Below are 22804 nucleotides of genomic sequence, written 5' to 3'. Positions count from 1 at the left end.
AAGCCCAACCCTTTAACCAATGCATGTTTGACGTTTGCCTGCCACGTTTTCTGCGGTTATGGTAATCGACCTACTCTCAAAAGAATTAACTCAGCAGATTTCTCTGTACCTGGACAGCGGAAATGAATTCCGCTGTCTGTGCATAAACATAAGGTTTTGATCTTAATTGGCGAAGACGGGGCAGGATGCGAGTGGCGTGCGAGAAAAGCAGTCGCCAGTAGATTCAGTTCCTAAAGCCTGGAGGCAGAAAATGGAGATGTTGTCAGGAGCCGAAATGGTCGTCCGTTCGTTAATCGATCAGGGCGTAAAGCAGGTATTCGGTTATCCGGGCGGAGCGGTGCTGGATATTTACGACGCTCTGCAAACGGTAGGCGGTATTGACCACGTATTAGTGCGCCATGAGCAAGGCGCGGTACATATGGCTGATGGTCTGGCGCGTGCAACCGGTGAAGTTGGCGTGGTGTTAGTGACGTCAGGCCCTGGCGCAACCAATGCCATTACCGGTATTGCCACCGCGTATATGGATTCAATTCCGATGGTAATACTGTCGGGGCAAGTGCCTTCTTCACTGATTGGCTACGATGCTTTTCAGGAATGCGATATGGTGGGCATCTCCCGCCCGATTGTGAAACACAGCTTTTTGGTAAAAAACACCGAAGAGATCCCTGTGGTGTTGAAAAAAGCGTTCTGGCTGGCAGCGAGCGGCCGTCCTGGCCCCGTGGTGATTGATCTGCCGAAAGATATCCTGAATCCGGCGAATAAATTACCGTATATGTGGCCGGAATCGGTGAGCATGCGCTCCTATAATCCAACGGTTCAGGGACATAAAGGCCAGATTAAACGTGCTTTACAAACGCTGCTGGCGGCACATAAGCCGGTGATGTATGTCGGCGGCGGCGCGATTACCTCTGGCTGTGAAGCGGAGCTGCGTCAGTTAGCTGAAACCCTGAATATTCCCGTCACCTCCTCATTGATGGGCTTAGGGGCTTTCCCAGGATCGCATCGTCAATGTATCGGTATGTTAGGCATGCACGGAACGTATGAAGCAAACATGACGATGCACAATGCCGACCTGATTTTCGGTATTGGTGTGCGTTTCGACGATCGTACCACCAACAACCTGGCGAAATATTGCCCGAATGCCACGGTAATGCATATTGATATCGATCCAACCTCCATTTCCAAAACGGTGGCCGCAGATATCCCTATCGTGGGCGATGCGAAGCAGGTTTTGCAGCAGATGCTGGAACTGCTGGCGCAAAATGAGGCGAAACAGCAGCTCGACAGCCTGCGTGACTGGTGGCAATCAATTGAAGGCTGGCGCAGCCGCAAATGCCTGGAATTTGATCGCAGCAGCGACAAAATCAAACCGCAGGCTGTCATTGAAACGATTTGCCGCCTGACGAAAGGCGAGGCTTACGTGACCTCCGATGTCGGCCAACATCAAATGTTTGCTGCGCTCTATTACACGTTCGACAAGCCGCGCCGCTGGATTAATTCCGGCGGGCTGGGAACCATGGGCTTTGGTTTGCCTGCGGCGCTGGGTGTGAAAATGGCACTGCCGGAAGAGACGGTTATTTGCGTAACCGGTGACGGCAGTATCCAGATGAATATTCAGGAGCTGTCGACGGCACTGCAATACGACTTGCCGGTTCTGGTGCTTAACCTGAACAACCGTTTCCTCGGCATGGTGAAACAGTGGCAGGACATGATCTACTCGGGCCGCCATTCGCAATCCTACATGGAGTCGCTGCCTGATTTCGTCCGTCTGGCAGAAGCGTATGGACATGTAGGCATTGCGATTCAGCATCCGGCTGAGCTGGAAGAGAAACTCACGCTGGCGCTAGAAACCCTGGCAAAAGGTCGCCTGGTTTTTGTTGATGTCACGGTTGATGGCAGCGAGCACGTTTACCCGATGCAAATTCGTGGTGGCAGTATGGACGAGATGTGGTTAAGCAAAACGGAGAGGACTTAATTATGCGTCGTATTTTATCAGTTTTGCTGGAAAACGAATCCGGCGCATTGTCTCGCGTGGTCGGTTTATTCTCTCAACGTGGTTACAACATAGAAAGTCTGACCGTTGCGCCTACCGATGATCCCACCTTATCGCGTATGACCATCCAGACCGTGGGTGACGAAAAGGTGTTAGAACAAATTGAGAAGCAGCTGCACAAGCTTGTTGATGTGTTGCGTGTCACCGAGTTGGGGCAGGGCGCGTATGTTGAGCGTGAAATTATGCTGGTCAAGCTGCAGGCTACCGGCTATGGACGTGAAGAGGTAAAACGTAGCGCGGAGATTTTCCGTGGTCAGATTATTGACGTCACGCCAACGCTTTATACGGTTCAGCTTGCCGGCACCAGCGACAAACTTGATGCGTTTCTCAACAGCGTTCGCGATGTGGCGGAAATCGTTGAAGTTGCACGTTCAGGCATCGTTGGCGTTTCTCGCGGCGATCGCATCATGCGTTAATGACGCAGCGAAATCATTCCTCGACTCTCTAACCCGGCGAAATGCCGGGTTTTTTTCATTTTTATGCGCCATGCCGCCTACAGTTACAAAAGCGGTTGCTCCGCACACTTTTCTGCTGTTAGATGTTGCAAATGAGTTGTCCTTAGCGTAACTGCGGATATTGAGATGGCAGAAGCGCGCTTGATTGTGGGGTTATCGTGAAACTGGATGAAATTGCGCGCCTGGCGGGCGTGTCGCGCACCACGGCCAGTTACGTCATTAATGGTAAAGCGCGGCAGTATCGTGTCAGCGACAAAACTGTCGAGAAAGTGATGGCGGTGGTGCGTGAACATAATTATCACCCTAATGCAGTAGCCGCCGGGCTGCGCGCAGGGCGTACACGCTCGATTGGTTTGGTCATTCCTGATTTAGAAAATACCAGCTACACGCGCATCGCTAACTACCTTGAGCGACAGGCGCGCCAGCGTGGTTATCAGTTGCTAATCGCCTGTTCCGAAGATCAGCCTGACAACGAAATGCGCTGCATTGAGCATCTGCTGCAACGTCAGGTCGATGCCATTATTGTGTCAACCTCTTTGCCACCTGAGCATCCATTTTATCAACGCTGGATCCACGATTCGCTGCCTATCATTGCGCTGGACAGGGCGCTCGATCGCGAACATTTCACCAGCGTAGTCGGCGCCGATCAGGATGATGCCTTTACCCTGGCTTCTGAACTGCGCCAGCTTGAGGTTAAAAACGTATTGTTTCTTGGCGCTTTACCTGAGCTTTCTGTGAGTTTTCTGCGTGAAACGGGGTTTCGTGACGCCTGGAAAGAGGATGAGCGACCGATTGATTATATCTACTGCAACAGTTTTGAGCGCACCGCTGCTGCTGCGCTGTTTGAAAAATATCTCGACGATCATCCGATGCCAGAGGCGCTTTTCACGACCTCATTTGGCCTGTTGCAAGGCGTAATGGATGTGACGCTGAAACGTGACGGCCGGTTGCCCACCGAGCTGGCCATTGCCACCTTTGGCGACCACGAATTACTGGACTTTTTAGAGTGTCCGGTGCTGGCGGTGGGGCAACGTCATCGCGATGTCGCTGAGCGCGTGCTGGAGTTGGTTCTTGCCTCACTGGATGAGCCAAGAAAGCCTAAACCGGGATTAACCCGTATCCGTCGTAATTTATTCCGCCGCGGGAAATTAAGCCGCAAAGCAAAATAAAAAACGGGCAGCAATAATGCTGCCTCAAATTATTTCAAGCGAAATGAGTTGAACGGGCTGGCGAGGAGGGCGTAAAAAAGCGTAAATAATGCACACTTTAATTAACAAATTAAGAAGGCTAATTTTTTGTTAATTGTTTACATCTTCTCCAACTAGCGAACCCACAAGCTACCTGATGAGTTTTAGCCTGTTTTAAGAAATCCCCTAAAATGCCGCCGCTGTCTCAGAATCCACGATAAATATTGAATCATTTAAATTGTATTATTTTTAGCCATTATTTTTAGTGAAATTAATTTTATTCAGTTATTCATCAAGTTAATTTTTAAATTCTCTCTTAACTCAGAGTTGATTCCTGACAGTTGATTTTTTGTCAGCATGAAATAGTGATATTCAGCAACCGCTCCGGCTTGACAAGGATTTCATCGGGTCCTTAAACTCGTTTCGTGGTAAAAAGTGGGATAAAGTGGCGGAAATGGGTAACTGAGGGGAAAGACTGGCATGTTCCGTGGAGCAACGTTAGTCAGCCTCGACAGCAAAGGACGACTGGCCGTACCAACGCGCTATCGTGATTTGCTGAAAGGGGAGTCTCAAGGTCAAATGGTATGCACCATCGATCTTCATCAGCCCTGCCTGTTGCTTTATACCTTACCCGAATGGGAAATCATTGAAAAAAGCTGGCTCGCTTATCCAGTATGAACCCACTTGAGCGCCGCGTGCAGCGTTTGCTATTAGGTCATGCCAGTGAGTGCCAGATGGATAATGCAGGCCGCTTGCTGTTGGCGAATACCCTTCGTCAGCACGCCAAATTAACAAAAGAAGTGATGCTGGTTGGACAGTTCAACAAATTTGAGCTGTGGGATGAACAGACCTGGTATCAACAAGTTAAGGACGATATTGACGCAGAACAGTCGGCTCAGGAACCTTTATCTGATCGGTTGCAGGACTTGTCGCTATAGCTATGCAGGAAAATTTTAAACATACCACCGTGCTGTTGGATGAGGCGGTTAACGGCCTCAATATCAAGGAAGACGGGATCTACATCGACGGCACCTTTGGTCGCGGCGGGCATTCACGCTTGATTCTTTCGCAGCTTGGCGCGAAAGGACAGCTCATCGCCATCGATCGTGACCCGCAAGCTATTGCCGCGGCCGCTGAGATAAAAGATCCGCGTTTTACAATTATTCATGGCCCTTTTTCTGCGCTGGCCGAATACGCCTCAGCGCGAGAACTGACCGGCAAGATCGATGGCATTTTACTGGACCTCGGTGTTTCATCGCCCCAGTTGGATGATGCTGAACGCGGTTTCTCTTTTATGCGTGATGGACCGCTGGATATGCGTATGGATCCGACGCGTGGGCATTCAGCAGCAGAATGGCTGCTTCATGCTGAAGAGGCTGATATCGCGTTTGTGCTGAAAACCTATGGCGAAGAGCGTTTTGCTAAGCGTATTGCACGCGCCATCGTCGAACGCAATCGTGAACAGCCGATGACACGTACTAAAGAACTGGCAGAGGTTATCGCGGCGGCAACGCCGGTGAAAGATAAGTTCAAGCACCCGGCGACACGCAGTTTTCAGGCGATTCGTATCTGGATCAACAGTGAGCTTGAAGAGATCGATACCGCGTTAAAATGCGCTGTAGAGGTGCTGGCTACCGCAGGCAGATTATCGGTTATCAGCTTTCACTCGCTTGAAGACCGTCTGGTTAAGCGTTTTATGCGCGATCAGAGTCGCGGGCCGCAGGTTCCAGCCGGATTACCGATGACCGAGCAGCAACTACAGGCTTTAGGGGGCCGTCAGTTGAAATTACTCGGCAAACGGGTGCCGGGTGAGGCTGAAGTGGCAGAGAACCCGCGTGCACGCAGCTCAGTATTACGTATTGCGGAGAGAACGGACGCATGATCGGCAATGAACGCCACAGCCTGCCCGGCGTCATTGGCGGCGATCTGCTGCGTAAAAGCAAGATTCCATTGCTATTGCTGGCTGCGGTTTTGATTTCAGCGGTGCTGGTGGTGACAACCACCCATAAAACCCGTTTGTTAACCGCACAGCGTGAACAGTTAGTACTTGAACGGGATGCGCTGGACATTGAATGGCGCAACCTGATTTTAGAAGAGAACGCCTTGGGCGATCACAGCCGGGTAGAGCGGATCGCAACCGAGAAGCTGCAAATGCAGCATGTTGATCCTTCACAGGAAAACATTGTGGTGCAGAAATAAGGATCTTAAATAGCGAATGAGCGGCGCAGGCAGAACGCTGAAGTTAAAAAAACCGGAAGATAAGGCCAGCTTTGTAAGCTGGCGTTTTGCGTTGCTGTGCGGCTGTATTTTGCTGGCATTAGGCGGGCTACTGTCGCGTGTTGCCTGGCTACAAGTCATCAACCCCGACAAACTGGTTAAAGAGGGCGATTTGCGTTCTCTGCGCGTTCAGGCTGTGCCGACCGCGCGTGGCATGATCAGCGATCGCGCAGGGCGACCTCTGGCGGTCAGCGTGCCGGTTAATGCGATCTGGGCCGATCCTAAAGAGCTGCATGACGGTGGCGGTATCACGCTCGACAGTCGCTGGAAAGCCTTGTCTGATGCTCTTTCGATCCCACTCGACCAGCTGGCTACACGCGTTAACGCCAACCCAAAAGGACGCTTTGTCTACCTTGCCCGCCAGGTCAATCCGGCTATTGGCGACTACATCAAAAAACTCAAACTTCCCGGGATCCACTTACGCGAAGAGTCGCGTCGTTACTATCCGGCAGGGCAGGTGACGTCGCATCTGATCGGCTTTACCAACATTGACGGTCAGGGCATTGAAGGTATCGAAAAAAGCTTCGATAAATGGCTGACCGGCTCGCCAGGCGAGCGTACCGTGCGTAAAGATCGTTATGGTCGGGTAATTGAAGATATCTCCTCAGTAGACAGTCGCGCAGCCCACAACCTGACACTCAGTATTGATGAGCGTTTGCAGGCGTTAGTTTACCGCGAACTGAATAACGCAGTGGCGTTTAACAAAGCTGAATCAGGCACTGCGGTGCTGGTAGACGTTAATACCGGTGAAGTGCTGGCGATGGCTAACAGTCCCGCTTACAACCCGAATAATCTCAGCAACACGCCAAAAGAGATGATGCGTAACCGCGCCATCACCGACATTTTCGAACCTGGCTCAACAGTGAAGCCAATGGTGGTCATGACGGCGCTGCAACGTGGCGTGGTGAAAGAGAACAGCGTACTGAATACTGTGCCGTACCGCGTTAATGGTCATGAGATCAAAGACGTGGCGCGTTATAACGAATTGACCCTGACAGGGGTTCTGCAGAAGTCGAGTAACGTCGGTGTTTCACGTTTGGCGTTAGCGATGCCCTCCTCAGCGTTAGTAGAAACTTACGCGCGCTTTGGACTGGGAAAACCGACCAATTTGGGGCTGGTCGGGGAAAGTAGTGGCTTATACCCTCAAAAACAACGGTGGTCTGACATAGAGAGGGCCACCTTCTCTTTCGGCTATGGGCTAATGGTAACGCCGTTACAGTTAGCGCGAGTCTACGCAACCATCGGCAGCTATGGCATTAACCGCCCGCTGTCGATTACCAAGGTGGATCCGCCCGTTGCGGGCGAACGCGTTTTCGATGAATCACTGGTCAGAACTGTGATGCATATGATGGAGAGCGTCGCCTTACCGGGTGGCGGTGGCGTCAAGGCTGCAATTAAGGGCTATCGCATTGCGATTAAAACCGGTACGGCTAAAAAAGTCGGCCCGGACGGACGCTACGTCAACAAATACATCGCTTATACCGCAGGCGTTGCGCCTGCCAGCCATCCTCGATTTGCGCTGGTGGTCGTGATCAACGATCCCCAGGCGGGTAAATATTATGGCGGTGCGGTTTCTGCACCGGTCTTTGGTGCCATCATGGGCGGTGTTCTGCGCACGATGAACATTGAGCCGGATGCGTTACCGACAAATGACAAGAATGAGTTGGTGACTAACAGAAGTGGGGAATCAAGTGACAGATCGTAACCTGCGCGCCTTACTTGGCCCATGGGTGCCAGACGCGCCGGCGCGTCAGCTTCGCGACATGACACTGGACAGCCGCAATGCGGCTGCTGGCGATCTGTTTGTCGCCGTTGCAGGCCATCACGCCGATGGGCGACGTTTTATTCCACAAGCGATAGCGCAAGGCGTTACAGCTGTGATTGCTGAAGCGGAAGGTGAAGCAACGGATGGTGAAATCCGTGAAATGCACGGCGTGCCGGTCATTTACCTGGCGCAATTACATCAACGCCTGTCAGCCCTGGCGGGGCGTTTTTATCAGCAGCCGGGTGAAAAACAGAAGCTGATTGGTGTTACCGGCACCAATGGCAAAACCACTGTGACGCAACTGCTGGCGCAGTGGGCAAATCTGCTGGGCGAGACCAGTGCGGTAATGGGGACAGTGGGTAACGGATTAGTTGGGCAGCTTTCGCCCACGGAAAATACCACGGGTTCAGCGGTCGATGTGCAGCACATTTTGCACGATTTGACCGAAAAGGGGGCGACCCTGACCGCAATGGAGATCTCTTCGCACGGTCTGGTACAGCATCGTGTTGCGGCGCTGCCTTTTGCCGCTGCGGTTTTCACCAATCTCAGCCGTGATCACCTCGATTATCATGGCGATATGCAGAATTACGAATCGGCTAAATGGCTGTTGTTCTCTGAGCATCAGGTCGGACAGGCGATTCTCAATGTTGATGATGAAGTGGGACGCCGCTGGCTGGCAAACTCGCCTGATGCCGTTGCGGTAACCATGGAAAATAATTTGCAACCGGGCTGTCATGGCCGCTGGTTAAAAGCGACAAATGTCACCTATCACGACAACGGCGCGCGTATCTGCTTCAGTTCAGGCTGGGGTGAGGGCGAAATCAACAGCCGTTTGATGGGGGCGTTTAACGTCAGTAACGTTCTGCTGGCGCTGGCAACATTGCTGGCGCTTGGCTATTCACTGGATGCGTTGCTCCGCGTTGCTTCGCAGCTGCAACCGGTCAATGGCCGCATGGAAGTGTTTCACGCAGCCAGCAAGCCAACAGTGGTTGTCGATTATGCTCACACGCCAGATGCGCTGGAAAAAGCGTTAGAAGCGGCTCGCCTGCACTGCAAAGGCAAGCTTTGGTGCCTGTTTGGCTGTGGCGGCGATCGCGACAAAGGCAAACGTCCGCTGATGGGCGCCATTGCTGAGCAATTCGCTGATGTCGTGGTTATCACTGATGACAATCCACGCAGTGAGGATCCGCAAGCTATCGTGAATGACATTCTTACCGGTCTGTTGGATCCGAACCGTGCTCGCGTGGTAGCAGGACGGGCGCAAGCCGTGACCAATACCATTATGCAGGCCCAGCCGGATGACATCGTGTTGGTGGCAGGCAAAGGCCATGAAGATTATCAAATCATTGGCAATCGTCGTTTAGATTACTCAGATCGCGCCACTGTCGCGGCGCTGTTAGGCGGTGCGGCATGATTCCTGTTTCGTTAACTGCCTTAGCGGATATGACGGGTGGCACGCTGTACGGCAGTGATTTGACGCTGACCGATGTCACTACCGACACACGTAAAGTCACCGCAGGCAGCCTGTTTGTTGCCATCATTGGTGAGCGTTTCGATGCGCATAATTTTGTGGGTGATGCGATTGCTAATGGCGCACAGGCTCTGCTGGTAAGTAAGCATTTACCTGTTGCTGTGCCACAGGTGGTTGTAGAGGATACACGCCTGGCATTCGGTAAGCTCGCCGCGTGGGTGCGCCAGCAGGCCAGGGCGCGCGTCGTGGCGTTGACCGGCTCCTCGGGTAAAACGTCGGTAAAAGAGATGACGGCCGCGATTTTGCGCCAGTGCGGCGAAACCCTTTATACCGCCGGTAACCTGAATAACGATTTTGGCGTGCCGATGACGCTGCTCCGTCTGACAGCAGAACATCAATATGCCGTTATCGAACTGGGCGCTAACCATCAGGGCGAAATTGCTTACACTACCGCGTTAGTTCAGCCCGAAAGTGCGCTGGTCAATAATCTCGCGGCTGCGCATCTCGAAGGTTTCGGCTCGCTGGCCGGTGTGGCTAAAGCGAAGGGGGAGATTTTTTACGGCTTGCCTGAGCACGGCACCGCTATTCTCAACGCCGACAGCAACGACTGGCCACACTGGCAAACACATCTGCATGGCAAACGCGTCTGGCGCTTTTCACCACAGGACACGGGATGTGATTACTTTGCCAGCGACGTCAAGGTGACGCAGAACGGCACGCATTTCAATCTGCATACCCCGCAGGGCAGCGTCGCGATTTCGCTGCCACTGCCAGGCCGTCACAATGTCGCCAATGCGCTGGCTGCCGCTGCGCTGGCTTTGTCCGTCGATGCACCGCTCAGCGCAATCCAGTCAGGGCTGAAAAACTTACATTCTGTTCCGGGTCGTCTGTTCCCGATTCGCCTGTCTGAACATCAGTTATTACTTGATGACAGCTACAACGCCAATGTGGGCTCAATGACGGCTGCCGCACAGGTGCTGGCTGAAATGCCGGGTTACCGCGTGATGGTGGTAGGCGATATGGCAGAACTGGGTGATGAAGCAGAGCAGTGTCATCGTGAAGTCGGGCTGGCGGCTAAGGCGGCTGGCCTCGATCGTGTCTTAAGCACCGGCAAAATGAGCCATTTCATCAGTGAAAGCAGCGAAGTTGGTGAACATTTCAGCGATAAAACCACACTCACTGAACGTTTACGTTCGCTGTTGTCCGAACACCCAGAAATGACCGTGTTGATTAAAGGTTCGCGTAGTGCCGCCATGGAGCAGGTAGTACAGAGCTTACAGGAGAAAGGAACATGTTAGTTTGGCTGGCCGAACATTTGGTCGCATTTTATTCGGGCTTTAACGTCTTTTCGTATTTGACGTTTCGCGCCATTGTCAGCCTGCTGACCGCTCTGTTTATTTCACTGTACATGGGGCCGCGCCTGATTGCCTGGCTGCAAAAATTACAGATTGGTCAGGTTGTTCGTAACGATGGTCCGGAGTCGCATTTTAGCAAGCGCGGCACGCCAACCATGGGCGGCATTATGATCCTCACCTCAATCACCATTTCGGTGCTGATGTGGGCGTATCCCTCCAATCCCTACGTCTGGTGCGTGCTGGTGGTGCTGGTGGGCTTCGGCGTGATTGGCTTTGTTGATGACTATCGCAAAGTGGTACGTAAGGACACTAAAGGACTGATTGCACGGTGGAAATACTTTTGGATGTCAGTGATTTCACTCGGCGTTGCCTTTGCGCTCTACCTTGCCGGTAAAGATACGCCAGCTACACAGCTGGTCGTGCCGTTCTTTAAAGACATCATGCCACAGCTCGGACTGTTTTATGTGTTGCTGGCTTATTTTGTGATTGTTGGCACCGGTAATGCGGTTAATCTGACTGATGGCCTGGATGGCCTGGCGATCATGCCAACGGTATTTGTTGCGGCAGGTTTCGCGCTGGTTGCCTGGGCCACCGGCAACGTGAAGTTTGCTGAGTACCTGCATATTCCTTATTTGCGTCACGCAGGCGAGCTGGTGATTGTCTGTACCGCCATTGTGGGTGCGGGATTAGGCTTTCTGTGGTTCAACACTTATCCGGCGCAGGTGTTCATGGGCGATGTTGGTTCGCTGGCACTGGGTGGCGCGTTAGGCACTATCGCTGTGCTGCTGCGCCAGGAATTTTTGCTGGTCATCATGGGCGGTGTTTTCGTGGTGGAAACGCTGTCGGTCATTCTGCAGGTGGGATCGTTTAAGCTGCGCGGTCAGCGTATTTTCCGCATGGCACCGATCCATCACCACTATGAATTGAAAGGTTGGCCGGAGCCGCGCGTCATTGTGCGTTTCTGGATTATTTCGCTGATGCTGGTGCTGATTGGCCTGGCCACGCTGAAGGTACGTTAATCATGGCTGACTATCGGGGCAGGAAAGTTGTCATTATCGGGTTGGGCCTGACCGGTCTTTCCTGTGTTGATTTCTTTTTAGCGCAAGGCGTAACGCCACGCGTGATGGACACCCGTATGTCGCCGCCTGGCCTCGACCAGCTTCCTCAACAGGTTGAACGCTATGTAGGCGGCATTCAGACCGACTGGCTGTTAGCGGCTGATTTAATCGTTGCCAGCCCCGGTGTCGCGCTGGCCCATCCGACATTGAGCGAGGCCGCTGACGCCGGTATTGAAATCGTTGGTGATATCGAACTCTTCTGCCGGGAAGCGCAGGCTCCGATTGTAGCAATTACAGGATCGAACGGTAAAAGCACGGTGACTACGCTGGTCGGTGAGATGGCAAAAGCGGCAGGCTGGCAGGTTGGGGTAGGGGAAATATCGGTTTGCCTGCGCTGAGCCTGCTGAAATCGCCTGCGCAGCTCTATGTCCTTGAGCTGTCGAGTTTTCAGCTGGAAACCACCCACAGCCTGAAAGCGGCAGCGGCAACCATTCTCAACGTGACAGAAGATCATATGGATCGCTATCCGTTAGGGATGCAGCAGTATCGCGCGGCAAAATTACGCATTTATGAAAATGCCAAAGTTTGTGTCGTCAATGCTGATGACGCTCTGACCATGCCGGTGCGTGGCGCAGATGTGCGTTGCGTCAGCTTTGGTATCGACTTTGGCGATTATCACCTGAACAAACAGCAGGGCGCAGTCTGGCTAAAGGTAAAAGGCGAAAAAGTGCTGAATACCGATGAGATGAAGCTGGTGGGACAGCACAACTATACCAATGCGCTGGCTGCGCTGGCGCTGGCGGATGCTGTGGGTTTACCGCGCGCGACCAGCCTTGCCGCCCTGACCACCTATAGCGGGTTGGCCCATCGCTTCCAGCTGGTGCACGAGCACAACGGTGTGCGCTGGATTAATGATTCCAAAGCCACCAATGTTGGCAGCACCGAGGCTGCTTTGAACGGTTTGCAACTTAATGGCACGCTGTGGCTGCTGTTGGGCGGTGACGGTAAATCTGCCGATTTTTCACCGCTGACGCGCTATCTCCAGGGCGACAATTTGCGTTTGTTCTGCTTTGGTCGTGACGGTGATGCGCTCGCAGCATTACGTCCTGAAATTTCAGTGCGGACTGAGACGCTGCAGCAGGCGATGGCGCAGATTGCTGCCCTGGTTAAGCCTGGCGATATGGTGCTGTTATCACCCGCTTGTGCCAGCCTCGATCAGTTCCGTAGCTTTGAGCAGCGCGGTGACACCTTTGCACAACTGGCGAAGGAGTTGAGCTAATGCGGATACCTGGTGCTGGCATTGCGGCTTACCTGTCGGAGCGTTTGAAAGACTGGGTGATGGGCTCGCGTGAGAGTGATGACACCTCACTGGTGCTGTATGACCGAACCTTGCTGTGGCTGACGTTTGGCCTGGCAGTGATCGGTTTCGTCATGGTGACTTCCGCTTCAATGCCGGTTGGACAGCGTTTATCGGAGGATCCGTTCTACTTTGCCAAACGCGATGCATTTTATATCGCGTTAGCATTAGGCATTGCGCTGGTAACGTTGCGTATCCCCATGGATTTTTGGCAACGCTACAGCAATGTCATGCTGATGGCGTCTGTGGTGATGCTGTTGATCGTTCTGGTGGTAGGTAGCTCCGTAAACGGTGCATCGCGCTGGATTGCTTTGGGGCCGTTGCGTATTCAGCCTGCAGAGCTCTCCAAGCTGACGCTGTTCTGCTATCTCGCCAGCTATCTGGTGCGCAAAGTGGAAGAGGTCCGGAACAACTTCTGGGGCTTTTGCAAACCAATGGGCGTGATGGTGGTGCTGGCTGTTTTACTGTTGGCACAGCCAGACCTCGGTACGGTGGTTGTATTGTTCGTGACAACGCTGGCGATGCTGTTTTTGGCGGGCGCGAAATTATGGCAGTTCCTGGCCATCATCGGCTCCGGCATTTTTGCGGTGGTGCTGCTTATCATTGCGGAACCTTATCGTATGCGCCGCGTTACCTCATTCTGGGACCCATGGGAAGATCCCTTTGGCAGCGGCTACCAGTTAACCCAGTCGCTGATGGCCTTTGGACGCGGGGAGTTTTGGGGGCAAGGGCTCGGCAACTCGGTGCAAAAACTGGAGTATCTGCCTGAAGCGCATACCGACTTTATTTTCTCCATTATTGGAGAAGAACTCGGCTACATCGGTGTGGTTTTGGCGCTGTTAATGGTATTCTTCGTCGCTTTTCGCGCAATGTCGATTGGCCGACGCGCGCTGGAGCTCGATCAACGCTTTTCTGGCTTTTTAGCCTGTTCAATTGGCGTGTGGTTTAGCTTTCAGGCACTGGTTAACGTTGGGGCGGCAGCGGGGATGTTACCGACCAAAGGTCTGACATTGCCCTTAATCAGTTACGGTGGTTCCAGTTTGATCATTATGTCGACGGCCATCGTCTTCCTGTTGCGCATAGATTATGAAACGCGTCTGGCGAAAGCGCAGGCGTTTACCCGAGGTGGTCGATGAGTGGTAAGCGATTGATGGTGATGGCGGGTGGAACCGGTGGGCATGTATTCCCTGGTCTGGCTGTCGCCCATCATCTGATAGAGCAGGGCTGGCAGGTTCGCTGGCTGGGCACGGCCGATCGCATGGAAGCCGATTTAGTGCCGAAGCACGGCATCGAAATTGATTTTATTCGCATCAGCGGGTTACGGGGTAAAGGCATTAAAGCGCAGCTTCTGGCTCCGGTGCGTATTTTCAAGGCCTGGCGCCAGGCGCGCGCAATCATGAAAGCCTGGCAACCCAACGTCGTACTCGGCATGGGCGGTTACGTATCAGGGCCGGGCGGTTTAGCAGCCTGGAGCTGTGGTATTCCGGTGGTGTTACATGAGCAGAACGGTATCGCCGGGTTAACCAATAAATGGTTAGCAAAAATTGCCACAAAAGTGATGCAGGCTTTTCCAGGCGCCTTTCCGCAGGCTGATGTGGTCGGGAATCCGGTACGTAATGATGTGCTGGATCTGCCTTTACCGGATGCACGCTTAACCGGTCGCAGCGGCCCGATTCGCGTGTTGGTGATTGGCGGCAGTCAGGGGGCCCGCGTGCTGAATCAGACGGTGCCAGAAGTCGCGGCTGAACTGGGTGAGCAGATTACTCTCTGGCACCAGACAGGGAAGGGCGGGTTGCCGGCCGTTGAGCGAGCCTATCAAAAAGCAGGTCAGACGCAGCATAAAGTGACCGAATTTATTGATGATATGGCTGCCGCGTATGGCTGGGCTGATGTGGTGATATGTCGCTCTGGGGCGTTAACAGTGAGCGAAATCGCTGCGGCGGGATTACCGGCGATTTTTGTGCCGTTCCAGCACAAAGATCGTCAGCAATACTGGAATGCGCTGCCGCTGGAAAAAGCGGGCGCGGCAAAAATTTTTGAGCAACCGCAATTTACTGCGGATGCTGTAGCGGACACGCTGCGCCACTGGGATCGCCTAACCCTGTTATCCATGGCTGAAAAAGCCCGTCAGGTGGCGATCCCCGATGCGACTGACCGGGTCGCGCTGGAAGTGGCTCGCGCCGCAAAGTAATGAATAGGGTCAGTACGTCTGGCCTGTGCTCACGCTGAGCACAAACTGAAACAGCAGGTAACTGAGAGCGATGAATACACAACAATTGGCAAAACTGCGTTCCATAGTGCCCGAGATGCGTCGCGTCCGGCACATCCATTTTGTCGGCATCGGTGGTGCTGGCATGGGCGGTATTGCCGAAGTGTTAGCAAATGAAGGCTACCATATCAGCGGTTCTGATTTGGCTCCTAATCCGGTCACGCAGAATCTGGCTGCGCTGGGCGCAACAATCTATTTTAACCATCGCCCTGAAAACGTAACCGATGCCAGCGTTGTGGTGGTTTCCAGCGCCGTATCGCAGGACAACCCGGAGCTGGTGGCGGCACGTGAACAGCGTATCCCGGTTATCCGTCGCGCCGAAATGCTGGCTGAACTGATGCGTTTCCGTCACGGTATTGCTGTAGCGGGTACGCATGGCAAGACAACTACCACAGCCATGGTGTCAAGCATCTATGCCGAAGGCGGCCTCGATCCGACTTTCGTCAACGGAGGACTGGTAAAGGCAGCGGGTACACATGCCCGTCTCGGCAGTAGCCGCTATCTGATTGCAGAAGCTGATGAAAGCGACGCATCATTTCTGCATTTGCAACCGATGGTTGCCATCGTGACTAACATCGAAGCCGACCATATGGATACCTATCAGGGCGACTTCGAAAATCTGAAACAGACTTTTATCAACTTCCTGCACAACCTGCCTTTTTACGGTCGCGCAGTGATGTGTGTTGATGATGTCGTGATCCGTGACCTGATCCCTCGGGTAGGACGCCAGATTACGACTTACGGCTTCAGTGAAGATGCTGACTTACGCATTGAAAATTATGAGCAGCGAGGCGCGCAAGGCCACTTTACTCTGGTACGCCAGGATAAGCCGCGCTTGCAGATCACGCTGAATGCGCCAGGCCGCCACAATGCGCTTAACGCTGCTGCTGCGGTTGCCGTTGCCAGCGAAGAGGGCATTGGCGATAACGCGATTCTGGCAGCATTAGAAAGTTTCCAGGGCACAGGCCGCCGTTTTGATCTGTTGGGTGAATATTCCACAGAGCCGGTAAACGGTCATGCAGGCAGCGCCATGCTGGTAGACGATTACGGTCACCATCCAACTGAAGTTGACGCGACAATTAAAGCGGCGCGTGCAGGCTGGCCGGATAAAAAACTGGTAATGGTTTTCCAGCCGCACCGCTATACACGCACGCGCGATCTGTTTGATGATTTTGCCAATGTGCTGTCACAGGTTGATGTGCTGCTGATGCTCGACGTTTATGCCGCAGGTGAAACACCGATTCCGGGCGCCGATAGCCGTTCGCTGTGTCGCTCTATTCGCGGTCGCGGCAAAGTCGATCCTGTGCTGGTGCCAGAGCACGACGCCTTACCTGAAATGCTGGCTCCGCTGTTAACGGGCAACGATCTTATTCTTGTTCAGGGGCGGGCAATGTCGGTAAAGTGGCGCGTAAATTAGCGGATTGCAAACTGCAACCGGCACGTAAAGTGGAGGAGCGTCATGGCTGAGAAAGTGGCCGTTTTGATGGGCGGAACCTCTGCAGAGCGGGACGTGTCGTTGATGTCGGGTAATGCCGTCCTGGCGGGCTTACGTGAGGCGGGTATTGATGCGCATGCAGTCGATATCCGTGATGTATCCGTGCTGAGCCTGAAAGAGCAGGGCTTTACGAAAACCTTTATCGCCCTGCACGGACGTGGCGGTGAAGATGGCACCTTACAGGCGATGCTTGAATTCCTCGAATTGCCCTATACCGGCAGCGGCGTGATGGCATCGGCTATCACGATGGATAAGCTGCGCACCAAGCTGTTATGGCAGGGACGTGGTTTGCCAGCTGGCCGCTTTGTCTGGTTAACACGCCAGCAACTGGACGCCGGGTTGAACGCTGAAACCGATGCTGAGATTGCCGCGCTAGGCTTACCGCTGTTTGTTAAGCCAAGCTGCGAAGGCTCCAGCGTGGGCATTAGTCGGGTGAACAGTCTGGATGCGCTGCCTGCTGCCCTGGAAGAAGCGTTTCGTCATGATGATGATGTGCTGATTGAAGCTTTCCTGAGCGGTGAAGAGTACACGGTGGGTATTGTGGGCGATCACATTTTGCCTGCAATACGCATTAAGACCGCCAGTGAGTTCTATGACTATGAAGCAAAATATATTTCTGACGATACCCAGTACTTCTGTCCAGCTGGCTTAAATGCTGAGCGCGAAGCGGAATTGCAGCAGTTAGTCTGGGCTTCATGGCGGGCGTTAGGCTGCAGCGGGTGGGGCCGGGTGGATGTAATGACCGATGGAAACGGTGACTTTCAGCTCCTGGAAGTGAATACCTCACCGGGCATGACCAGCCACAGTTTAGTGCCTATGGCGGCCAGGCAAGCGGGCATGACTTTCTCGCAGCTGGTCGCCCGTATTCTGGAGCTGGCCGACTGATATGTCACAGGCGGCGATGAACGTACGTAACCGTGAAGCGCAGGAGCAGCGTGTACGCTCCGGGCGTAGTAACGGTGCCCGACTCTTCGGCATCGTATTTTTGCTGATGGTCGTTGGCATTATGGTTTTTGGTGGCTTAGTGGTGCTGAAGTGGATGAATGATGCGTCGCGGCTACCGCTGTCAAAACTGGTGGTAACGGGACAAACGCACTATACCACCCACGATGACATTCGGCAGGCAATTTTGTCGCTTGGCGCACCGGGCACGTTCATGTCGCAGGATGTGGATATCATTCAGCAGCAAATTGAACGCCTGCCGTGGATAAAGCAGGTTAGCGTGCGTAAGCAGTGGCCGGATGAACTGAAAATTAACCTGGTTGAGTATACGCCAGTGGCGCGCTGGAACGATTTGCACATGGTGGATGCAGAAGGTGTCTCTTTCAGCGTGCCGGCTAATCATATTGGCAAAGAGACGATGCCAATGTTGTATGGGCCAGAAGGCAGCGAGAAAGAGGTATTGGCGGGCTATCACCGCATGGATGATGTGCTGAAAGCCAGCAAGTTTACCCTGAAGGTAGCGTCGATGACGGCGCGGCGTTCATGGCAGTTAGTGACCAGCGATGATGTGCGTATTGAGCTGGGACGCAGCGATACCATGAAGCGCCTGAATCGCTTTATTGAGCTCTACCCGGTGCTTCTGCAGCAAGGTCAAAACGAGAGCAAGCGTATCAGCTATGTGGATTTGCGATATGACTCGGGCGCTTCTGTTGGTTGGACACCGGTTGTGATGGAGCCACAGGACAGTAATCAGCAACAGAACCAGGCACAGGCTAAACAACAATGATCAAGGCGACGGACAGAAAACTGGTAGTTGGACTCGAAATTGGCACCGCGAAGGTTGCCGCCCTGGTTGGGGAAATTCTGCCCGATGGTATGGTTAACATTATTGGGGTCGGCAGTTGTCCGTCCCGCGGTATGGACAAAGGTGGCGTAAACGATCTTGAGTCGGTGGTGAAATGCGTACAGCGCGCCATCGATCAGGCCGAGTTAATGGCAGATTGCCAGATCTCCTCCGTCTACCTTGCTTTATCGGGCAAACATATTAGCTGCCAGAACGAAATCGGGATGGTTCCGATTTCAGAAGAGGAAGTGACTCAGGATGATGTGGAAAACGTAGTGCATACCGCTAAATCGGTTCGCGTACGTGACGAGCACCGCATCCTGCACGTTATTCCTCAGGAATATGCCATCGATTATCAGGAAGGCATCAAAAACCCGGTGGGTCTTTCGGGTGTGCGCATGCAGGCGAAAGTACATTTAATTACCTGCCACAACGATATGGCAAAAAATATTGTCAAAGCCGTTGAACGTTGTGGTTTGAAAGTTGACCAATTGATTTTTGCCGGGCTTGCGTCGAGTTTTGCTGTATTAACCGAAGACGAACGTGAGTTAGGGGTCTGTGTTGTCGACATTGGTGGCGGTACAATGGATATCGCGGTGTATACCGGCGGTGCGTTACGTCATACCAAAGTGATCCCTTATGCAGGGAACGTGGTCACCAGCGATATCGCTTACGCCTTTGGTACACCGCCAACCGACGCCGAAGCGATCAAAGTTCGTCACGGCTGCGCGTTAGGTTCGATTGTTGGCAAAGATGAAAATGTGGAAGTGCCCAGTGTGGGCGGCCGTCCACCTCGTAGCTTACAGCGCCAGACGCTGGCTGAGGTGATTGAACCGCGCTACACCGAGCTTTTAAATCTGGTCAATGACGAGATTTTACAGTTACAGGAACAACTGCGTCAGCAGGGCGTAAAACACCATCTGGCAGCCGGTATCGTGTTGACCGGTGGTGCAGCGCAAATAGAAGGACTGGCAGCCTGTGCGCAACGCGTATTCCATACGCAGGTGCGCATCGGTCAGCCATTAAATATTACTGGATTAACTGACTACGCGCAGGAATCATACTACTCAACCGCGGTGGGACTGCTGCATTATGGCAAAGAGTCACACATGAACGGCGATGCAGAGACAGAAAAACGTGCATCAGTAGGGAACTGGTTCAAGCGCATCAACAGTTGGTTGAAAAAAGAGTTTTAATTTTCGATAAAGGAGATCATGCTGTTTTTTTAGTGATCTCCAGGCGACAGGCACATAACGGAGAGAAATCATGTTTGAACCTATGGAATTAACCAATGACGCGGTGATTAAAGTCATCGGCGTCGGCGGTGGCGGTGGCAACGCCGTAGAGCACATGGTACGCGAGCGTATCGAAGGTGTGGAATTCTTTGCTGTGAACACTGACGCGCAAGCGTTGCGTAAAACAGCGGTTGGCCAGACAATCCAGATTGGTAACAACATTACCAAAGGTCTGGGTGCGGGTGCGAACCCGGAAGTCGGCCGTAACTCAGCAGAGGAAGATCGCGAAGCACTGCGTTCTGCGCTGGAAGGGGCAGACATGGTGTTTATCGCCGCAGGTATGGGTGGCGGTACCGGAACTGGCGCAGCGCCAGTCGTGGCTGAAGTGGCAAAAGATTTAGGTATTCTGACTGTTGCGGTAGTTACCAAGCCGTTCAACTTTGAAGGCAAAAAGCGCATGGCGTTTGCCGAGCAGGGTATCGCTGAACTCTCTAAGCATGTCGACTCATTAATTACTATTCCGAACGACAAGCTCCTGAAAGTATTAGGCCGTGGTATTTCGCTGCTGGACGCATTCGGTGCAGCTAACGACGTGCTGAAAGGTGCGGTACAGGGTATCGCAGAATTGATCACGCGTCCGGGTCTGATGAACGTCGACTTCGCTGACGTGCGCACAGTGATGTCAGAAATGGGTTACGCCATGATGGGTTCAGGCGTAGCTTGCGGTGAAGACCGCGCTGAAGAAGCCGCAGAGATGGCGATTTCAAGCCCACTGCTGGAAGATATCGATCTTTCTGGTGCTCGTGGCGTGCTGGTTAACATCACGGCAGGCTTCGATCTGCGTCTGGATGAGTTTGAAACTGTGGGTAACACCATCCGCGCTTTCGCCTCTGACAACGCAACCGTGGTGATTGGTACCTCACTGGATCCGGAAATGAATGATGAGCTGCGCGTCACTGTGGTGGCAACCGGTATTGGCATGGATAAGCGTCCAGAAATCACGCTGGTAACCAACAAGCCAGCCAGCCAACCGGTTATGGACCATCGCTATCAGCAGCACGGTATGTCACCGCTGCCGCAGGAGCAAAAACCGGCTGCGAAAGTGGTTAACGATCAGACCGCCCAGTCAAATAAAGAGCCAGATTACCTTGATATTCCGGCATTTTTGCGTAAGCAAGCCGACTAAGAATATCCCGATAATTGGGATTCTCCGCTCTTTGTGCTAAAGTGTCCGCCCGCTGGTAAAGTATACTGGCGGTTGGAAAGGTAATATTGCGAGATAATACGATGATCAAACAAAGGACATTAAAACGTATTGTTCAGGCGACTGGTGTCGGTTTGCATACCGGCAAGAAAGTCACGCTGACTTTACGCCCTGCGTCGGCTAATACCGGGGTCATCTATCGTCGCACTGACTTGAATCCACCGGTTGATTTCCCGGCTGATGCAAAATACGTGCGCGACACCATGTTAAGTACTTGCCTGGTGAATGATGAAGGCGTGCGTATTTCTACGGTCGAACACCTGAATGCCGCGCTGGCGGGATTAGGCATCGATAACATTATTGTTGAAGTTGATGCACCTGAAATCCCGATCATGGACGGAAGCGCAGCACCTTTCATCTATTTGCTGATGGATGCCGGTATCGAACAGTTAAACAGCGCGAAGAAATTCGTGCGTGTTAAAGAGACGGTACGGGTTGAAGATGGTGATAAATGGGCTGAGATTAAGCCATACAACGGTTTCTCGCTCGATTTCACTATCGATTTCAATCACCCGGCTATCGATTCCAGCTCGCAGCGTTATCAGATGAAATTTTCTGCGGAAGCGTTTGTTCGCCAAATCAGTCGTGCGCGTACTTTCGGCTTTATGCGTGAAATTGAATATCTTCAGTCTAAAGGCCTGTGCCTGGGCGGTAGCTTAGATTGTGCGATAGGTCTGGATGATTTCCGCGTACTGAATGAAGAAGGCCTGCGTTTTGAAGACGAATTTGTTCGTCACAAAATGCTGGACGCAATTGGCGATCTGTTTATGTGTGGCCACAACATTATTGGCGCGTTTACCGCGTTCAAATCGGGTCATGCGTTGAACAACAAGCTACTGCAAGCAGTTTTGGCTAAGCAAGAAGCCTGGGAATGGGCGACTTTCGAAGACGAAGCTGAACTGCCGCTGGCATTCAAAGCACCGAATCTGGTTCTGGCTTAATTACCCCAGAACGTGAAGCGGCTGGTTATGCTGACACTCTCTCCGGTCAGCGGCGCCAGCCGTTTTTCTTTTCCCTTCGTTACTTCTGCTAATGCGATGCCGCTCGCAAACCGATGTAGGTTTTGCTGAATTGCTGAACAAACACGCGCAATTTGTTCCAGAGCTACTTTAATCCCAGGTGTCGATGCCCCACATTAGTGGTACTATCTCAGGCGTTTTTACAGGCTTAACGTAACTGCATCATGCGGTGAGTCACCCACAACGGATGCGCAAATCTATTTAAGCGCGATGGAAAGATTGTGATCGGGATTTTTTTACGCTGGCGACAATTAGGCAGACGCTATTTCTGGCCTCATCTCCTGTTGGGGATGGTGGCGGCCAGTCTTGGCTTGCCGGCCTGTGCACAAAGTTCTGAACCGAATGCCTCTTCCGAATCGCCTGTCAGCAGCCTTTTTATCGGTAATGCTGTTCGCTTTGATCATCTTATCCGTTTGCAGGAAACGGCAAGGCGACCCAGTTTCACGGTAGATTACTGGCACCAACATGCTATCCGCACCGTTATTCGTCATCTCTCTTTTACCTTAACGCCGCAGGCGCAGGCGACAGATAATGACGAACATCCGCTGGCGGCGCACAAGCTGGCGTTAATAGATTCTCTGCATGCGTTACTGACGTCTCATACTGCGCTCGCTGCACCGCTGGCGACCACCTTAAACACGCCTGTTGTTTTCCTGGTACGTACTTCTGTTGCGTGGCATGCCAGACTGCATGGTATCCGCGCCGGGCCAAACGTATTGTTCTGCTAACCTTTTTGATTCTTTCACTTTTTTAGATTT

General features: G+C 52.9%; 17 protein-coding genes and 3 pseudogenes. All 20 read left to right on the top strand.

What is annotated here, in order from left to right:
- The first annotated feature begins 250 nt into the window (after positions 1–250).
- Positions 251–1975 carry an acetolactate synthase 3 large subunit gene (ilvI, locus tag O3W44_RS09745; protein ID WP_269292906.1) on the top strand — a complete coding sequence of 575 codons (1725 nt, stop codon included), beginning with the start codon at positions 251–253 and terminating at the stop codon, positions 1973–1975.
- A gap of 2 nt (positions 1976–1977) precedes the next feature.
- Entirely contained in the window at positions 1978–2469 is a 492-nt protein-coding gene (ilvN, locus tag O3W44_RS09740) for an acetolactate synthase small subunit (protein ID WP_269292905.1), read from the top strand.
- Between the two features lie 197 nt (positions 2470–2666).
- Complete coding sequence (gene cra, locus O3W44_RS09735; protein WP_269292904.1) at positions 2667–3677, top strand: catabolite repressor/activator; 1011 nt, start codon at positions 2667–2669, stop codon at positions 3675–3677.
- A gap of 498 nt (positions 3678–4175) precedes the next feature.
- Positions 4176–4633: pseudogene (gene mraZ, locus O3W44_RS09730) on the top strand (division/cell wall cluster transcriptional repressor MraZ).
- A 2-nt stretch (positions 4634–4635) separates the two neighbouring features.
- A complete protein-coding gene (gene rsmH / locus O3W44_RS09725; protein WP_269292903.1) occupies positions 4636–5577 on the top strand; it encodes a 16S rRNA (cytosine(1402)-N(4))-methyltransferase RsmH in 942 nt (313 codons plus the stop codon).
- Complete coding sequence (ftsL, locus tag O3W44_RS09720; RefSeq protein ID WP_269292902.1) at positions 5574–5894, top strand: cell division protein FtsL; 321 nt, start codon at positions 5574–5576, stop codon at positions 5892–5894. The genes rsmH and ftsL overlap by 4 nt, the downstream gene beginning before the upstream one ends.
- A 16-nt stretch (positions 5895–5910) precedes the next feature.
- Positions 5911–7677, top strand: a complete 1767-nt coding sequence (locus O3W44_RS09715) for a peptidoglycan glycosyltransferase FtsI (protein ID WP_269292901.1) — start codon at positions 5911–5913, stop codon at positions 7675–7677.
- Positions 7664–9151, top strand: coding sequence for a UDP-N-acetylmuramoyl-L-alanyl-D-glutamate--2,6-diaminopimelate ligase (murE, locus tag O3W44_RS09710; protein ID WP_269292900.1), 1488 nt, complete (start codon positions 7664–7666; stop codon positions 9149–9151). Before O3W44_RS09715 ends, murE begins: the two co-directional genes overlap by 14 nt.
- Positions 9148–10506, top strand: coding sequence for a UDP-N-acetylmuramoyl-tripeptide--D-alanyl-D-alanine ligase (murF, locus tag O3W44_RS09705; protein WP_269292899.1), 1359 nt, complete (start codon positions 9148–9150; stop codon positions 10504–10506). Before murE ends, murF begins: the two co-directional genes overlap by 4 nt.
- The gene (mraY, locus tag O3W44_RS09700; protein ID WP_269292897.1) at positions 10500–11582 is read left to right on the top strand and encodes a phospho-N-acetylmuramoyl-pentapeptide-transferase; all 1083 of its coding nucleotides are present in this window, start codon (positions 10500–10502) and stop codon (positions 11580–11582) included. The genes murF and mraY overlap by 7 nt, the downstream gene beginning before the upstream one ends.
- A 2-nt stretch (positions 11583–11584) precedes the next feature.
- A pseudogene (murD, locus tag O3W44_RS09695) lies at positions 11585–12900 on the top strand (UDP-N-acetylmuramoyl-L-alanine--D-glutamate ligase).
- Positions 12900–14114, top strand: coding sequence for a cell division protein FtsW (gene ftsW / locus O3W44_RS09690; RefSeq protein ID WP_269292896.1), 1215 nt, complete (start codon positions 12900–12902; stop codon positions 14112–14114). The pseudogene murD and the gene ftsW overlap by 1 nt, the downstream one beginning before the upstream one ends.
- A complete protein-coding gene (gene murG, locus O3W44_RS09685) occupies positions 14111–15169 on the top strand; it encodes an undecaprenyldiphospho-muramoylpentapeptide beta-N-acetylglucosaminyltransferase (protein ID WP_269292895.1) in 1059 nt (352 codons plus the stop codon). The genes ftsW and murG overlap by 4 nt, the downstream gene beginning before the upstream one ends.
- Positions 15170–15239: 70 nt before the next feature.
- Positions 15240–16714 (top strand): annotated as a pseudogene (gene murC / locus O3W44_RS09680) (UDP-N-acetylmuramate--L-alanine ligase).
- Complete coding sequence (locus O3W44_RS09675) at positions 16707–17627, top strand: D-alanine--D-alanine ligase (RefSeq protein WP_269292894.1); 921 nt, start codon at positions 16707–16709, stop codon at positions 17625–17627. The pseudogene murC and the gene O3W44_RS09675 overlap by 8 nt, the downstream one beginning before the upstream one ends.
- A gap of 1 nt (position 17628) precedes the next feature.
- Positions 17629–18471 carry a cell division protein FtsQ gene (gene ftsQ, locus O3W44_RS09670; RefSeq protein WP_269292893.1) on the top strand — a complete coding sequence of 281 codons (843 nt, stop codon included), beginning with the start codon at positions 17629–17631 and terminating at the stop codon, positions 18469–18471.
- Positions 18468–19724, top strand: coding sequence for a cell division protein FtsA (gene ftsA, locus O3W44_RS09665; protein ID WP_215847634.1), 1257 nt, complete (start codon positions 18468–18470; stop codon positions 19722–19724). The genes ftsQ and ftsA overlap by 4 nt, the downstream gene beginning before the upstream one ends.
- A 70-nt stretch (positions 19725–19794) precedes the next feature.
- Positions 19795–20949, top strand: coding sequence for a cell division protein FtsZ (gene ftsZ, locus O3W44_RS09660; RefSeq protein WP_269292892.1), 1155 nt, complete (start codon positions 19795–19797; stop codon positions 20947–20949).
- Positions 20950–21050: 101 nt separating this feature from the next.
- Positions 21051–21968: a UDP-3-O-acyl-N-acetylglucosamine deacetylase gene (gene lpxC, locus O3W44_RS09655; protein WP_269292891.1), complete on the top strand. Its 918-nt coding sequence runs from the start codon at positions 21051–21053 to the stop codon at positions 21966–21968.
- A 299-nt stretch (positions 21969–22267) separates the two neighbouring features.
- A complete protein-coding gene (gene secM, locus O3W44_RS09650) occupies positions 22268–22774 on the top strand; it encodes a secA translation cis-regulator SecM (protein WP_269292890.1) in 507 nt (168 codons plus the stop codon).
- Positions 22775–22804: the final 30 nt, after the last annotated feature.

The organism is Pantoea sp. LMR881, assembly GCF_027157825.1.
GTDB classification, from domain to species: domain Bacteria; phylum Pseudomonadota; class Gammaproteobacteria; order Enterobacterales; family Enterobacteriaceae; genus Pantoea; species Pantoea haifensis.
This window is presented reverse-complemented; position numbering and strand designations above follow the sequence as displayed.

What these genes read in the sequence shown, in the direction of transcription:
- ftsW (WP_269292896.1), top strand. Translation starts at nt 12,900, where the DNA reads ATGCGGATACCTGGTGCTGGCATTGCGGCTTACCTGTCGGAGCGTTTG.
- ftsQ (WP_269292893.1), top strand. Translation starts at nt 17,629, where the DNA reads ATGTCACAGGCGGCGATGAACGTACGTAACCGTGAAGCGCAGGAGCAG.
- ilvI (WP_269292906.1), top strand. Translation starts at nt 251, where the DNA reads ATGGAGATGTTGTCAGGAGCCGAAATGGTCGTCCGTTCGTTAATCGAT.
- ftsZ (WP_269292892.1), top strand. Translation starts at nt 19,795, where the DNA reads ATGTTTGAACCTATGGAATTAACCAATGACGCGGTGATTAAAGTCATC.
- rsmH (WP_269292903.1), top strand. Translation starts at nt 4,636, where the DNA reads ATGCAGGAAAATTTTAAACATACCACCGTGCTGTTGGATGAGGCGGTT.
- O3W44_RS09715 (WP_269292901.1), top strand. Translation starts at nt 5,911, where the DNA reads ATGAGCGGCGCAGGCAGAACGCTGAAGTTAAAAAAACCGGAAGATAAG.
- ftsA (WP_215847634.1), top strand. Translation starts at nt 18,468, where the DNA reads ATGATCAAGGCGACGGACAGAAAACTGGTAGTTGGACTCGAAATTGGC.
- ilvN (WP_269292905.1), top strand. Translation starts at nt 1,978, where the DNA reads ATGCGTCGTATTTTATCAGTTTTGCTGGAAAACGAATCCGGCGCATTG.
- mraY (WP_269292897.1), top strand. Translation starts at nt 10,500, where the DNA reads ATGTTAGTTTGGCTGGCCGAACATTTGGTCGCATTTTATTCGGGCTTT.
- O3W44_RS09675 (WP_269292894.1), top strand. Translation starts at nt 16,707, where the DNA reads ATGGCTGAGAAAGTGGCCGTTTTGATGGGCGGAACCTCTGCAGAGCGG.
- murF (WP_269292899.1), top strand. Translation starts at nt 9,148, where the DNA reads ATGATTCCTGTTTCGTTAACTGCCTTAGCGGATATGACGGGTGGCACG.
- ftsL (WP_269292902.1), top strand. Translation starts at nt 5,574, where the DNA reads ATGATCGGCAATGAACGCCACAGCCTGCCCGGCGTCATTGGCGGCGAT.
- lpxC (WP_269292891.1), top strand. Translation starts at nt 21,051, where the DNA reads ATGATCAAACAAAGGACATTAAAACGTATTGTTCAGGCGACTGGTGTC.
- murG (WP_269292895.1), top strand. Translation starts at nt 14,111, where the DNA reads ATGAGTGGTAAGCGATTGATGGTGATGGCGGGTGGAACCGGTGGGCAT.